At 72.1% G+C, this 14,440-nt stretch carries 13 protein-coding genes; 7 read left to right on the top strand and 6 right to left on the bottom strand.

The genetic code is table 11. The annotated features are described in order from the left end of the window. Positions 1-45 precede the first annotated feature (45 nt). From queA to lipB, 5 genes are read right to left on the bottom strand one after another with little or no spacing between them, the layout of a single operon-like run. Positions 46-1,167: a tRNA preQ1(34) S-adenosylmethionine ribosyltransferase-isomerase QueA gene (queA, locus tag H6G99_RS08460; protein WP_190611145.1), complete on the bottom strand. Its 1,122-nt coding sequence runs from the start codon at positions 1,165-1,167 to the stop codon at positions 46-48. 31 nt (positions 1,168-1,198) lie between these two features. Then, positions 1,199-2,512 (bottom strand): dihydrolipoamide acetyltransferase family protein, encoded by a 1,314-nt coding sequence (locus tag H6G99_RS08455; protein ID WP_190611016.1) that lies wholly within the window; start codon positions 2,510-2,512, stop codon positions 1,199-1,201. 46 nt (positions 2,513-2,558) lie between these two features. Further along, positions 2,559-3,002 carry a YlqD family protein gene (locus tag H6G99_RS08450; RefSeq protein WP_190611014.1) on the bottom strand — a complete coding sequence of 148 codons (444 nt, stop codon included), beginning with the start codon at positions 3,000-3,002 and terminating at the stop codon, positions 2,559-2,561. Positions 3,003-3,061: 59 nt separating this feature from the next. Further along, the gene (locus H6G99_RS08445) at positions 3,062-5,011 is read right to left on the bottom strand and encodes an AMP-binding protein (protein WP_190611013.1); all 1,950 of its coding nucleotides are present in this window, start codon (positions 5,009-5,011) and stop codon (positions 3,062-3,064) included. A gap of 27 nt (positions 5,012-5,038) precedes the next feature. Further along, a complete protein-coding gene (lipB, locus tag H6G99_RS08440; protein WP_190611012.1) occupies positions 5,039-5,755 on the bottom strand; it encodes a lipoyl(octanoyl) transferase LipB in 717 nt (238 codons plus the stop codon). Positions 5,756-5,818: 63 nt separating this feature from the next. Between lipB and hpf the strand changes: the two genes are divergently transcribed. From hpf to H6G99_RS08405, 7 genes are all read left to right on the top strand, one after another. Continuing rightward, entirely contained in the window at positions 5,819-6,406 is a 588-nt protein-coding gene (gene hpf, locus H6G99_RS08435; RefSeq protein WP_094585422.1) for a ribosome hibernation-promoting factor, HPF/YfiA family, read from the top strand. Then, a complete protein-coding gene (gene deoC, locus H6G99_RS08430) occupies positions 6,369-7,073 on the top strand; it encodes a deoxyribose-phosphate aldolase (protein ID WP_190611011.1) in 705 nt (234 codons plus the stop codon). The genes hpf and deoC overlap by 38 nt, the downstream gene beginning before the upstream one ends. Beyond that, on the top strand, positions 7,066-7,872 hold the full coding sequence (gene recO / locus H6G99_RS08425) for a DNA repair protein RecO (protein WP_190611009.1): 807 nt from the start codon (positions 7,066-7,068) through the stop codon (positions 7,870-7,872). Before deoC ends, recO begins: the two co-directional genes overlap by 8 nt. After that, positions 7,869-9,209: an MFS transporter gene (locus H6G99_RS08420; RefSeq protein WP_094585419.1), complete on the top strand. Its 1,341-nt coding sequence runs from the start codon at positions 7,869-7,871 to the stop codon at positions 9,207-9,209. Before recO ends, H6G99_RS08420 begins: the two co-directional genes overlap by 4 nt. Before the next feature lie 75 nt (positions 9,210-9,284). Further along, positions 9,285-10,472, top strand: a complete 1,188-nt coding sequence (locus H6G99_RS08415) for a glycosyltransferase family 4 protein (protein ID WP_094585418.1) — start codon at positions 9,285-9,287, stop codon at positions 10,470-10,472. Between the two features lie 75 nt (positions 10,473-10,547). Next, on the top strand, positions 10,548-11,027 hold the full coding sequence (locus tag H6G99_RS08410; RefSeq protein WP_190611008.1) for a response regulator transcription factor: 480 nt from the start codon (positions 10,548-10,550) through the stop codon (positions 11,025-11,027). Positions 11,028-11,086: 59 nt separating this feature from the next. Continuing rightward, on the top strand, positions 11,087-12,529 hold the full coding sequence (locus H6G99_RS08405; RefSeq protein WP_190611006.1) for a sensor histidine kinase: 1,443 nt from the start codon (positions 11,087-11,089) through the stop codon (positions 12,527-12,529). Here H6G99_RS08405 and H6G99_RS08400 read toward each other — a convergent pair. Continuing rightward, a complete protein-coding gene (locus H6G99_RS08400) occupies positions 12,523-14,415 on the bottom strand; it encodes an ArnT family glycosyltransferase (RefSeq protein WP_190611004.1) in 1,893 nt (630 codons plus the stop codon). The two genes, H6G99_RS08405 and H6G99_RS08400, sit on opposite strands and share 7 nt — an antisense overlap. Positions 14,416-14,440 lie beyond the last annotated feature (25 nt).

Raw genomic sequence — 14,440 nt, 5'->3', positions numbered from 1 at the left:
TCGGCGCCAACCACCAGCCCCCGGGGATCCCCGGGGGCTTTTTTTTCAGGCTGGCCTGGCCCCTGGCAGCACCGCCTCCGGCGCGATCCACATGGCATCGCCGTAGGAGAAGAAGCGGTACTGGCGCTCGATCGCCTCGGCGTAGAGAGCCAGCAGGCGCTCGCGGCCGATCAGGGCACTCACCAGCAGCAGCAGCGAGCTCTTCGGCAGGTGGAAGTTGGTGAGCAGGCCCTGCACCACGGCGAAGCGGTAGCCGGGCTGGATCACCAGGTTCACCGGGCCGGTGTGGGGGCGGAGCTCGCCGCCGTGCAGCTGGGCCACGGCCTCCAGGCTGCGCACCGAGGTGGTGCCGATGGCGATCACCCGGCCTCCGGCTGCCCGGCAGGCCGCCACCGCCTCCACCAGCGCCGGGCTCACGTCCACCCATTCGCTGTGGAGCTCCAGAGCGCTGAGGTCTTCCGTTTCGATCGGCCGGAACGTGCCCAGGCCCACGTGCAGGGTGGTGGTGGCCACCCCGACACCACGCCCCCTGATCGCAGAGAGCAGCTCGTCGCTGAGGTGCAGGCCGGCGGTGGGGGCGGCCACGGCGCCGGGACGGGCGGCATAGCGGGTCTGGTAGCGCTCGTTGTCGCTGGCGTCGTGTTCGTGGATGTAGGGCGGCAGGGGGATGGCGCCGTACTGCACCAGCAGGGGCTCGAGGGCGGCCGCATCGGCGCAGTCCGGCGGGAACTGCACGATGCGGCCGCCGGTGGAGGGATCGCTGCCCACCACCGCAACCATCAGGGGCGGCTGGCCCTCGGCTACCACCTCCAGGCGGTCACCGGGCCGCAGCTTCTTGGCGGGCCGCGCCAGGCACAGCCACTGCCCCGCCCCGCCCGGCCAGGGCTCGAGCACCAGCAGCTCCACCGCACCGCCGCCGGGCCGCCGTGCCTCCAGCCGGGCCCGCAGCACCCGGGTGTCGTTCACCACCAGCAGGTCGCCGGGCCTGAGCTCGTGCTGCAGATCCCAGGCGCTGAGGTGGCGGGCCTGGGGGGCAGGCCCGGCCCCCGCCGGGTCCACCACCAGCAGCCGGGCGGCGTGCCGGGGCTCCACCGGCCGCTGGGCGATCCGCTCCTGCGGCAGGGCGAAGTCGTAGCTCGACAGGCGCAGGTCGGCGGGATCCGGCACGGCGGGGGTGACCACGCGGAAGGGAGATGTCCTAGAGGGCCAGGCTTTCGGGCCGGTTCTCGATCAGGTCGGCGAGATCCTTGAGGAAGGCGGCGGCATGGGTGCCGTAGATGACGCGGTGATCGGCGGTGAGGTTCACCTGCATCTGGCGCCGCACCGCGATCGAACCGTCCTTGAGGGCCGCGACGACGGGCCGGGAAGCGGCAACCGCCAGGATGGCGCCGGTGCCCGGGGGCAGGATCGCGTCGAAGCGATCGACCCCGAACATGCCCAGGTTGGAGAGGGTGAAGGTGCCGGTGGTGTACTCCTCCGGCTTGAGCTGCTTGGAGCGGGAGCGGGCGACCAGATCGGCCCAGTTGCGCGAGAGGGAATAGAGGTCGGTGCGGTCGGCGGCAGCCAGCACCGGCGTGATCAGGCCGCCGTCATCCATGGCCACGGCCACGGCCACGTTGACGGAGGCGGGGTAGGCCATGCCGGCGTCGCTGGCGGAGGCATTCACCTGGGGATGGCGGGCCAGGGTGACGCCCACGGCCTTGGCCAGCAGGGCCGTCATGGTGACGCCCTTGGCCTTCACCTGCTTGTAGAAGGCGTCGAGCCGGTCGGTGGTGATCGTGTAGCCGACGTGGAAGCAGGGGACCGCCAGGCTGGCGTTCATGTTGCGGACGACCGCCTGCTGCAGGGTGTTGAAGGCCACCGTCTCCCCGGCACGGCCGAAGGACTGACCGGCGGGGGCTGCAGGGGCGGCCGCTGCTCCATTGCCGGCCGGGGCGGCCATGGCCGGAGCGGTGCCTTCGGCCACCCGCGGCACGCTGACGGGCTGGCCGGTGGCCTGCTCCACGTCCTCGGCCTGGATCCGGCCGTTGGGGCCGCTGCCCCGAACGGAGGCCAGGGCCACACCGAGCTGGGCCGCCAGCTTGCGGGCCCGGGGGGTGGCCACCACCCGGCCGTCGCTGGCGGCGGCAGGAACCGCCACCGGCGCCGGGGCGGGCGCGGCTGGGGTGGGGGCCGCAGCAGCTGGAGCGGGTGCTGGTGCGGCCGCTGCAGGGGTGGGTGCAGCCGCGGCAGGGGCCGGGGCTGCTGCCTTGGCCGCCGCGATCTCCGCTTCGGTTTCCACGATCAGGCCGATCGTTTCACCCACCGGGGCGGTGCTGCCCGCCTCCATCAGCACGGCCGCCAGGAACCCCTCCTGGAAGGCCTCCACATCCATGTCCGCCTTGTCGGACTCGACCACGAGCACCGACTCGCCCCGCTCGACCCGCTCACCGGGTTTCTTGAGCCACTCCACGATCTTGCCCTCCGTCATGGTGGAGCTGAGGGCCGGCATGAAGATTTCGTGGGTGGCCAACGGGGGACTGCCTCTGTGATGGGGGGGATTTTAGGTGGCGGAAGGATCAGCCCCCCTCGATCGCCTCAATCACCCCATCCCGCACCAGCACCGCCACCTGCAGCTTCTGCACCAGGTTGTCGCCCACCTGGACGTCGCAGAAGCTCTCGATCTGGCCCTGCTCCACCACCTGCTCCATCTCCAGCTCCCGCACCTGGCGCTGCTGGTCGAGCACCTGGCGCTTCTGCTCCTCGAACTCGGCGCGCTTGGCCACCACCTGCTGCTGCACCGAACCCACCTGTTCCTGCACGCGGGGATCGAGGGGATTGGCGCTTTGACGACGGATCTCATCGACCAGCCGCTGCCCCTCTTGCTCCAGCTGGGCCAGCTGCTGGTCGAAATTGGTGAGCGCATTGCTGAGCTCCCGCTCGGCATCCTCCTTCCAGCGCGGCGTCACCACGGCACGCACCGTGATCGATCGCTTGATGTTGAGGCTGTTGCCGTCGGCCATGGGACTTCAGGTGCAGGGCACAGGCTGTCAGGCGACGGGGGATCCGGTCAACCATGGGGTCAGCTCTCGCCGTAGAGCGCGGCGATGGCGCCGCGGTCCCGCTCGGCGATCCGATCGCGGCGTTGCTTGAGGGTCTGGGTGAGCAGGCCGTTGTCGATGCTGAAGGGCTCCACCAGGGCCACGCCGCCGAGGCGCTCGTCGGCCCGGGAGCCCGGCCGGGCCGCCAGCAGGCGGTTGCACTCGCGGCAGAGGGCCCGCAGCAGGGCGGGATCGGCGCCGGCACCGGGCTCCCCGGGCTCAGGGCAGGGGAGATTGGCCTCGGCGGCGAACGCCTGCAGCACCTCCGCCTTCGGCACCACCAGGGCCCCGAGCTGCTTGCGGTCCTGGCCCACCAGCATCACCTGCTCCACCAGCGGCGAGGCCACCAGGGCCTCCTCCAGGGGGCCGGGCTCGATGTTCTCGCCACTGCTGAGCACGATCGTGTCCTTGGCGCGGCCGGTCAGCACCAGGGTTCCATCGGCCAGCAGCAGGCCCAGATCGCCGGTGTCGAACCAGCCCTCGCCATCCAGCACCTTCGCCGTGGCTTCGGGCTTGTTGTGGTAGCCCCCCATCACCTGGGGCCCCCTGGCCAGCACCAGCCCCCGCTCGCCCACCGGGAGCGAGGCCCTGGTGACGGGATCCACCACCTTCAGGGCGGTGTCCGGCAGGGGCTGGCCGGCGCTGCCGCGGCGGTTGCTCCAGGGCCGGCGGCAGGCGAGCACCGGGCTGGTCTCGGTGAGGCCGTACCCCACCAGCAGCTCGATGCCGACGGCCTCAAAGAAGCCGTCCACGTGGATGGCCAGGGCCCCGCCGCCGCTGATGGCGGTGCGCAGCCGACCGCCCACCAGCTGGCCGCGCACCTTCGGCCACAGCAGGGCGCCGGCCGCCCCATGCAGCGGCCAGAGCAGCAGGGCGCCGCCGGCGGCCAGAAGCCGGTCGGCCGCTGTTTCCTGCTTCAGGGTGAGATCGAGGGCCACCCGCCGCCGCCGGTGGAAGGCCCGGCTGACGGCGAGGGCCCGGCGCAGCAGGCGCTGGCGGGAGGCGGGCATGGCGGCCAGGGCATCCTCGAAGCCCGAGAGCAGGGCCTCCCACAGCCGCGGCACGCTGATCAGGTACTGGGGCCGGACCTTCTGCAGGTCGGAACGCAGCTGCTTGAGGGTGGTGTAGGTCTGGCGGCAGCCGCAGCTGAGCAGGAAGTACTCGGCGGTGCGCTCGTAGGCATGCCAGATCGGCAGCACCGACAGCACGTGATCGCCGGGGCTCGGCGACACCGCCACCCCCAGGGCGCCCAGCTGGTGCAGGACGTTGGCGTGGCTGAGGGGCACCCCCTTGGGCTGGCCGGTGGTGCCGGAGGTGTACAGAAGCGTGGCCAGCCGCCCGGGCCCTCCCGTGGGGACGGGCGGCAGGGGGCTGGCGGCGCCGCGCTTCAGCAGGTCGTCCCAGGTGAGGCAGGGCAGCGGCAGGGGAACGGCCGGGGCCTCCCCCTCCAGCAGCACGATGAAGCGCAGCCGCTGCAGGGCCGGCCCGTCGAGGGCCAGCCGCTCCAGCAGGGCGGCCGACTCCAGCACCGCCCCCACCGCGCCGGCGTCCTCGAGGATGTAGCGCAGCTCCTCGGCCGGCGCCGCGCTGCCGCGCACCGCGTCGGCCGCCCCCGCCCGCATCAGCCCCTGGTCGGCCACCAGCCAGCGGGGACCGTTCTCCGCGAACAGGGCCACCACATCGCCGGGCCCTACCCCCAGATCGGCGAAGGCCGTCGCCGCCCGGTCGATCGCCTGGCGCAGCTCGTCGTAGCGGAGCGTCTCCGGATGGCGGCCGTGGGGGGCTTCCAGGGCCACCCGGGGGCCATGCAGCCGCTCCAGTTCCGGCCAGAGGCCCTCAAGCCCCTCGAGCCAGCTCCAGTCAGCGCGACCTTCAAGGGCACGGCGGTCCCGTGGGCTGCCGCCCCAGTGGATCTCGGCTCTGGCGTTCATGGGCGGCCGGTGTGGAGCAACGGGAAATCAGGATTCTCCCAGTCCCGACCGGTCTCCCCCCTCCCCCAGGCCAGCCAGTCCCTCCTGTGGCCCCGGCGGCCGCAGGGTCAGTCCGAAGCGGCGGGCGAAGGCCGCCAGCAGCAGCGGCGCCACCTGCTCGGGGGTGAGGCAGGGCTGCCAGTCCACCAGCCGTCCCACCGGCCGGTCGCTGAGCCCGCACGGAACGATCGCGCCGAAGCCCTCCAGGGAGCAGTCGACATTCAGCGCCAGGCCGTGCTGGCTGATCCAGCGCCGGGCGCCGACCCCGATCGCCGCCAGCTTGCGGCCCTCCAGCCAGACCCCGGTGAGCCCCTCGATGCGCTCCCCCTCCAACCCCAGCTCCTGCAGCACCGCCAGCACCACGTCCTCGAGGGCCCGCAGATAGAGGTGCAGGTCGCCGCCGTGGCGCTGGAGATCGAGCACCGGGTAGAGCACCAGCTGGCCGGGCAGGTGGTGGGTCACCTCGCCGCCGCGGTCGATGCGGTGCAGCGGCAGGGGCGGATCGGCCGGATCGAAGCCGAGGTGCTCCAGGCTGGCCCCCCGGCCCAGGGTGTAGCAGGGGGTGTGCTGGAGCAGCAGCAGGGCGTCGGGCACGGCGGGATCGTCGAGCCGGCGCCGCTGCAGTTGGCGCTGCCACTCCCAGGCCAGCGGGAAGGGCACCGGAGCCGGGGCTTCAAAAAGAATTGCGGGAGTGTTGGGGGCCATGCAACAGCGTTCCTAGCTTGAGGTTGTCCCAGAGCCAGAATTCCTCTGGAGGCAGGCACCCGAATGAAACTGCTGATCCACGGCCGCAATCTCGACGTCACACCGGCGATCAGGGAGTACACCGAAGCCAAGCTCAATCGCGCCATCAGCCACTTCGATGGCATCGTCAAGGAAGCCGACGTGCATCTGTCGGTGGCCCGCAATCCCCGTGTGCCGCAGCAGACGGCGGAAGTCACGGTCTTCGCCAACGGGGTGGTGATCCGGGCCCAGGAACGCAGCGAGAACCTCTACGCCAGCATCGATCTGGTGGCCACCAAGCTGAGCCGCCAGCTGACCCGCTACAAGGACCGTCTCCAGGAGCGCACCCAGGGCCCGGTGCACCGCTCCGCCGCGGCCGAGGAAGCCGGGGCTGCCACGCTGCCCGACCCCGGGGGCTCCCTCACCGATGGCCTCGAGCCCGCCGTGCCCCACCGCGGCGTGCGCCGCAAGTACTTCGCCATGCCGGCGATGGACCTGGAGGAGGCCCTGCATCAGCTGGATGTGATCGATCACGATTTCTACGTGTTCCGGGACGCGGCCACGGGCCAGATCCAGGTGGTCTACCGCCGCAACCATGGCGGATTCGGCGTCATCCAGGCCCGTGACACCTGAGCGGGAGCCCGAACGGCCCGACCTCGCCCCCCTGATCGACCACGCCCTCCTGGACCCCCACCAGGGCCGGGAGGCCATCCTCCGCTACTGCGATGAGGCCCGCCACTTCGGCTTCGCCGGGGTGTGCCTGGCCTCCCGCTGGCTGCCGGTGGCCCGTGAGCGGCTGCCGGTCGACGGGGCGGTGAAGCTGGTCGCCGTGGTGGGTTTCCCCTTCGGGGCCATCCCGGCGGCGATCAAGCGGGCCGAGGCGGAGTGGGCCGCCGCCGCCGGTGCCGACGAGCTGGACGTGGTGCCCGATTTCGGGGCCCTGGCCGATGGCGACGGCACCGCCGTGCTCGACGATCTGGCGGCCATCACCGACCTCGGCCTGCCGGTCAAGGTGATCCTGGAGATGGGCCGCCTCGACCCCGAGGCCCTGGAGCTGCTGGTGGAGATCAGCATCGATGCCGGGGTGCGCCATCTCAAGACCGGCAGCGGCTTCGGCCCAGCGGTGACCCCGGAGCAGGTGGCCCGGCTGGTGGCCCTGGCCAGGGGCCGGGCGGCGGTGAAGGCCGCCGGTGGCATCGCCGATCTCGACCAGGCACTGGCCCTGGTGGCGGCCGGTGCCGGCCGGCTGGGCACGAGCCGGGGCGTGGCCCTGATGCAGGCGCTGCGCGCCGGTGCCTGAACAGCACCTGGAGGGCCTGGCCCTCACCTGCCGTCCCCTGGGGGAGCACGACCGGCTGCTCACCCTGCTGAGCGAGGCCGAAGGGCTCACCCGGCTGGCGGTGCCGGGGGCGCGACGGCCGAAGAGCAGCCTGGCGGCGGCGGTGCCCCTGGCCCATCTGGTCCTGCAGGTGGGGGGCCGCGGCGGCCTGCGGCGGGTCCGGCAGCTGCGGGTGCTTCGCAACTACAGCGGCCTGGCCCAGCGCCTGGAGACCCTGGCCGCGGCCCAGGCCCTGGCCGAGCTCTGCCTCAAGCTCGTGCCCGCCGAGACGCCCGCCCCGGGGGTGCTCGCCGACCTGCTGCTCCAGCTGGGGCGCCTGGAGGCGGTGGTGACGGAACGGTCCGAGCGGGTGGAGGCCCTGGCGGTGGCCGTGCAGGGCAGCATCCACCTGCTGGCCCTGGGGGGCTTCGCCCTGCCCCTGCAGCACTGCGTCCGCAGCGGCGCCGCGCTGGTGCCGCCGATCGGGGACTGGTCCTGGCGCTGCAGCCTGCTGCCCAGCGAGGGGCTGGCGATCGGAGCGATCCCGGGGGCCAGGGTGATGCTCAACCCTTCCGAACTGGCCCTGCTGCAGCGGCTGACACGCCCCGCCCCACCGCGCCGCCGTGACGGCCAGCTGATGGGACCGGAAGCGGTGTGGCTGCACCTGCTGGATCTGGTGGAGGCCTGGTGCGGCGAGCATCTCGGTCAGCGACCGCGAGCCTTCAGACTGCTGCGGACCGCCTGCGACCCCATGCCCTCCCATCCGTCCGAGCCAGCATGAGCCCGAGCGGCAAGACCGAGAGGGGACTGGCCGCCGTCCTGGCCCTGCCGGGATTCCGGCGCCTCTGGATCGGCCAGGTGTTCTCCCAGCTGGCGGACAAGTTCTACATCGTGCTGATGGTGTTCCTGATCGCCCAGTACTGGGTGACGGACACGCCGCAGAACAACGCGGCCCTCGCCGAGGCGGCCGCCGCCTTCCGGATGAGCTTCGAGACCCGGGCCCAGATGATCACCCTGCTGGCCACCGGCATCTACGTGGCCAACACCGTGCCGGCGATGCTGCTGGGGACGGTGGCGGGCGTCTGGGCCGACCGCTGGCCGAAGCGCACCGTGATGGTGGCCTCCAACGGCCTGCGGGCCGGCCTGGTGATGCTGGCCCCCCTGTGCCTGCTGCCGGGGCCGATGTGGCTGGGGCTGAGCTGGGGCTACTGGGCCCTGGTGGCCATGACCTTCTTCGAGTCGGTGCTCACCCAGTTCTTCGCGCCGGCCGAGCAGGCGGCCATTCCCCTGCTGGTGAGCTATCCCCAGCTGCTCGCCGCCAATTCGGTCTACCAGGCCACCAGCATGGCCGCCACGATCGTGGGTTTCGCCCTCGGCGATCCGATCCTGCGGCTGCTGCGCACCCTGCTGGCCCAGGTGGGCATCCCGGGCGGAGAATTCGTCTTGCTGCCGCTCTGCTACGGCGCCGCGGCCTTGGCCATCGCCGGGATCGAGATCCAGGAACCGCCGCGGGAGCCTCGCTCCATCTCCGTCTGGGAGGAGATCGGCGAAGGGGTGCAGGTGCTGCGGGAGCGACCCAAGGTGCGCAGCGCCATGATCCAGCTGGTGCTGCTCTACAGCCTGCTGGCGGCCCTCTACGTGCTGGCGATCAGCCTGGCGGCGGCGATCGGCGGGCTCGGTCCCACCCGCTTCGGCGTGCTGCTGGCGATGAGCGGGGTGGGACTGGCCCTGGGGGCCCTGGCCATGGCCCAGCTGGGGGAACGCTTCAGCCGCCGGGGGCTGGCCAGTGCGGGGCTCGGGACCATCGCCTGGTGCCTGGTGCTGCTGGGCCAGCTGCGGGGCAACCTCGTCTTCACCCTGCTGCTCTGCGGCCTGCTGGGGGTGGGTGCGGCCCTGCTGGCGATCCCCGCCCAGACCACGATCCAGGAGGACACCCCGGAAAACCAGCGCGGCCGGGTGTTCGGCCTGCAGAACAACCTGATCAACATCGCCCTCAGCCTGCCCCTGGTGCTGGCGGGCACCGTGGTGAGCCGCTACGGGCTGCTGCCTGTGCTCTGGGGGCTGGCCGCCATCGCCGCCGTCGCCGCCCTGAGCGAACGCCCCTGGCGCAGCAGCTGAGCGGCCCGCCCCTGTCGCAGCAGCTGAGGGCCTTCGCAGCGCTGCTAAATTCCGCTGTTGCGTGGGGCCATACAGGTGATGCACATTGCCTGGCTGGGCAAGAAGTCTCCGTTCTGCGGCAACGTCACCTACGGCCTCAGCACCACCGAAGCCCTGCGGCAGCGCGGCCACGCGGTGAGCTTCATTCACTTCGACACCCCCACCCCCTCCCTGGGACGGCCGGAAGCGGGGGCAGGCGAGCTCGATCCGCCGGACGGGCCGGAGGCCAACCCCGAGGTGGCCCTGCCCTACCTGGTGAAGTCGCAGATGTACACCATCCCCTCCCCGGGGGCCCAGCGGGAGTTGCGGGAGTCCCTGGAGCGGCTGCGACCCGATCTGGTGCACGCCAGCCTCACCCTCTCCCCCCTCGACTTCCGCCTGCCCGACCTCTGCCAGCAGCTGGGTCTGCCCCTTGTCGCCACCTTCCATCCCCCCTTCGACGCCGGTCTGCGCAACCTCACCGCCGGCACCCAGCAGCTCACCTACCAGCTCTACGCCCCCTCCCTGGCGAAGTTCGACCGGGTGATCGTGTTCTCCGAGCTGCAGGCCGAGGTGCTGGTGCGCCTGGGGGTGCGGCGCGAGCGGCTGGCGGTGATCCCCAACGGGGTCGACACCGACACCTGGGCGCCGGCCGCCCCAGGCGGCGAATCCGATCTGGCCCAGCTGCGGCTCAGGGTGGGCGGCCGCCGCGTCTTCCTCTACATGGGGCGGGTGGCCACCGAGAAGAACGTCGAGGCGCTGCTGAAGGCCTGGCGGCTGGTGCGCCCCCAGGGATGCGTGCTGGTGATCGTGGGGGACGGGCCGCTGCGCTCCTCGCTGCAGAGCGGCACGGAGCCTGATGTGATCTGGTGGGGCTACGAGGCCAGCCGGGCCCGCCGGGTGGCGCTCCTGCAGCTCGCCGAGGTGTTCCTGCTGCCCTCCCTGGTGGAGGGGCTCTCCCTGGCCCTGCTGGAGGCCATGGCCTGCGGCACCGCCTGCGTGGCCACCGATGCCGGAGCCGACGGAGAGGTGCTGGAGGGGGGGGCCGGCATCGTGATCAGCACCCAGGGCGTCACCACCCAGCTGCGCACCCTGCTGCCGGTGCTGCGCGACCAACCCGTGCTCACGGCGGAGCTGGGGCGCCGGGCCCGCCAGAGGGCCCTGGAGCGCTACACCCTCACCGGCAACATCGACGCGCTGGAGCGGCTCTACGGCGAACTCTGTCCCCAGCCGGTGGCGGTCTGACCGCAGGCTCCGGCCCGGTCCCGGCGCTGCCGATCGGCCCGGATCGCGGCAAGATGAGGCGAGGTTCCAGGTGCGATGAACTCCCCCCTCCCCCTCCAGGGACGTTCGGTACAGCAGGCGATCGTCCCGATCGCCACCCAGGTCGGGACAGCCTCCGACGAGGCAGTCGCCGCTCGGCCCACCGTCTCGATCGTCGACGATGACCCCAACATCCGGGCCATGGTGGCCGAGGAGCTGGCGGACTCCGGCTGCGAGGTGGTGGCACTGACCAACGGCCATGACCTTGAGACGAGGCTGGCCGAGGGGGGGATCGATCTCGTCTTCCTCGACGTGCAGATGCACGACTGCGACGGCATCGAATGCCTGGGGGACCTGCGCAGCCGGGGCTGCACCGTGCCGGTGGTCATCTTCACCTCCCTGAATGACCCGGAACGGCGCCGCCAGGCCCAGGAGGCCGGAGCCGACGACTACGTGCTCAAGCACGAACTTCTCGACAGGCTGCCCGCCCTGCTGGAACGGCTCCTGCCCAGGAGGAGCGAGAACCGCCACCTGTGACGAGCAACCCACCGATGGCCCCCCCGACAGGGGCCCCTCCCCGTGGCTGGCGTCACCGGATGTTCGGAAGCCTTCTGGGCCAGCTCCGGCTGGCGGCCTTCACGTCCGTCTTCCTGGGCTTCAGCGCCGCCTCCGCCTTCACCCTCCTGATCAACCGGGACTGTCTGCTGCATCACCAGCACCATGACCAACGGCAGGAGGCGGGTTCCCTGGCCGACGCGCTCGACCGGCTCGTCGCCGATCCGTCCGCCAGCCACGCCGCCCTCCTGGGCGGGGAGCTGGAGCGCCGCAGTTCGCGGGAGCGTTTCTTCTGGGTGCGGCACGGGGATGGCTCCCTGCTGCTGCCCAGGCCGCTCGCCGGTGAACTGGTGGCCCTGCCCGGCCTGGTCGGGCAGGCGATGGCGGCGCAGGGCGGCACCTGGTCGGTCCGATCGTTCACGCCCCTGCTGGTCGGCACGGATCGCCGCCTGGTGAAGGATCCGGAGGGCAACAGTTTTCTCACTTACACCCTGCACCAGTCCCCCGGCGGCAGCCAGCTCTGGGTCGCCGAGGACATCAGCGACAACGTGTCCAGCCTGCGCAACATGCTGCTGGGGCTGGCCGTGGTGTGGATCCTGTGCCTGGTGCTGACCCTGGTGGCGATCTCCGTGCTCACCCGCCGGCTGCTCCAGCCGCTGCGGGATCTCAACCGCATGGCGGCCGGTGTCACCACCGAAAGCCTGGCCAGCAGCCATCTCAAGCTCGAGAAGGCTCCCCTGGAGGTGGAGGAGCTGGCCCAGTCCTTCAATGGGCTGCTCGACCGGCTGGCCCTGGCCTGGAGCCAGCAGCGGCACTTCGTGGGACTCGTCTCCCATGAGCTGCGCAACCCCCTGATGATCATCGGCGGCTACCTGCGCCGGCTGCAGCGCCGCGGCCAGAACCTGGATCCGGAGCAGATGCGCGCCCTCGCCACCACCGAGGCCGAGACCCATCGCATCACCCGCATGCTCAACGACCTGCTGGATCTCTCCCGCAGCGAGTCCGGCCAGCTCCAGATGGTGCTGACCCCGGTGGCGGTGGATGAGGTGCTCACCACCGCCTGCGACCTCGCCCGCAGCCAGCTGTCACGCCCGCTGCTGCTCAGCCTTCCCGAGGAGGCCGCCGAGGGGCCGATCCGGGCGGTGGCCGAGACCGATCGCCTCCAGCAGGTGCTGCTCAACCTGATCGAGAACGCCGACAAGTACTCCCCGCCGGGTCGACCGATCTGCCTGGAGCTCACGAGGAACGACGCGGAACTGTGCATCAGCGTCCGGGACCAGGGCATCGGCATCCCCCCGGAGGACATCCCCAAGGTGTTCGATCGCTTCCACCGCGGCCGCAACGCCATCGAGCATGAACGGGGCTCGGGCCTTGGGCTGTCGGTGGTGAAGCTGCTGGTGGAGGCGATGGGGGGCTCCATCGACGTCGACAGCGAGATCGCGGTGGGGAGCCGTTTCCACATCCACCTGCCGGCGGCTCAGTAACGCTCCGGCCGGGGGTCCTGCCAGTCGGGGGCGAACCCCTTCAGGCGCAGCATGGCGACGGAGTCCTCCAGGCGGCGTCGATCCAGGCGCCACAGCCGGTAGACGCCGGCGCTGTCGAGTTCGCTGGCGCCGAGATGGCGCCAGAAGGGGGCACGGGCGGTGGTCTGATCGATCACCACCAGCACGGTGGGCTGGTCCTCCGGCGTGCTGGGCCGCTGGCCCACCCGGCGCTCGCGGCGCAGCCGGTCCGCCAGGTTGAGGGGACCCTCCACGCCGATGCCCTCGTAGATCACCACCCGCCGGCTGTAGTAATGCAGGGAGGGCTTGAGCACGCCCACCATCGCCACGGGTTCCCCCGGACGGCCCTCGCGCTGCAGGGCCGCTGCCATGCGGCGCACGGGCTCACCCCGCAGGCGATCGCCCACGCTCCACAGCGGCAGCAGGGCCGCGGGCACGAACAGCACCAGGGGCAGCTGCAGGGCCAGCAGGCGCAGGGGTGGGCGGAGGCGCCGGGTGATCCAGCCCAGCAGGGCGGCCAGCAGCCAGCAGGCGGCCACCACGGGCACCAGGGGACTGCCCCGGAGCTCCGTCGCCAGCGTCGGCATCTCCGGATCCTGGATCAGCGGCAGCCAGAGGGGAGCCGCCAGGAACGCCAGCCCCAACCCGCTCACCAGCAGCAGGCTGAGGCCCCAGGCCCAGCGCTCCCAGGGCCGGCCGCCAGCCTCTCCGCCATCGACGGACCAGCCCGTCTGGGCCGCCAGGGCGATCAGCAGGGCAGCGGCGGGCGTCGCCGGCAGCCAGTAGCTGGGCAGCTTGGTGGCGGCGGCGGTGAAGAACAGCAGCACCGCCAGAAGCCAGCAGGCGGCGAAGCGGGCCAGGGAGGCCGCCGGGGGCTGGGGCCAGGTGGGGCACCAGGAGCGGCGCAGCGGTCCGATGGCCCGGGCCAGGCCGACGAGCAGCAGCGGCGAGACGGGCAGGCTGGCCACCAGCATCACCGGCACGAAGAACCACCAGGGCTGCAGGTGGCGGTTCACCACCTCGGTGAAGCGCTGCAGGTTGTGGTAACCGAAGAAGCTGTCCCAGAAGGGCTGCCCTTCGCTGTACAGCGCCAGCAGGTACCAGGGGGCCGCCACCAGGGCCGTGAGCGCCAGGCCCCGCAGCGGCCGCAGCCGCCGCCACAGCCCGGCGATGTCGGCCTGAAGCCAGCCGAACAGCAGCAGGGTGAGGCCGAGGAGCACCACCGCCACCGGCCCCTTGGCCAGCACGGCCAGCCCGAGCACGGGCCACGGCAGCCACCAGGGCCGTCCGGGGTCGGCGTAGGCCTGCCAGCAGAGCAGCAGGGCCAGGGCCACCAGGCCGCTGAACAGGGAATCGCTCACCGCCGTGCGCCCCCAGGCGAGTGCCAGGGGCGAGAGGCCGAAGGCCAGGGCGGCGGTGAGGGCCGTCAGGCCCGGACGCTCCGTCGCCGGAGGGGAGGCGTCGGCAGGGGCGGCGGCCGGGGCGGCAGTGGAGGCGGCCTGGAACGGAGGCTGGGGCCAGCGCAGCAGGGTGTCCGCCAGGGCCAGCATCACGCCGATGGCGGCCAGGGCGGAGGGGAAACGGGCGGCCCAGGTCCCGAGGGGGTTCCACTGCTCCTGGCCGGGCAGGGCATAGACGAGCCCCATCAGCCAGTACACCAGCGGCGGCTTGTCGTAGCGGGGCAGGCCGTTGACGCGGGGAATCAGCCAGTCGCCCGTCTCCGCCATCGCCCGCGCCGAGGCCGCGAACAGGGGCGGCGTCTCATCCACCAGCCCCGTCGTCCCCAGCTGCCAGGCGAACAGCGCCAGGCCAAGGACCAGGGTGATCAGCAGCAACCGGCGGCGCTGGCGGCGGGGCAGGGCGGGCAAACAGGCTGGGCGAATCGGAGGGAAC

Origin of the sequence: Synechococcus sp. FACHB-909 (genome assembly GCF_014698945.1) — a bacterium.
Taxonomy (GTDB): Bacteria; Cyanobacteriota; Cyanobacteriia; order PCC-6307; family Cyanobiaceae; genus Cyanobium.
This window is presented reverse-complemented; position numbering and strand designations above follow the sequence as displayed.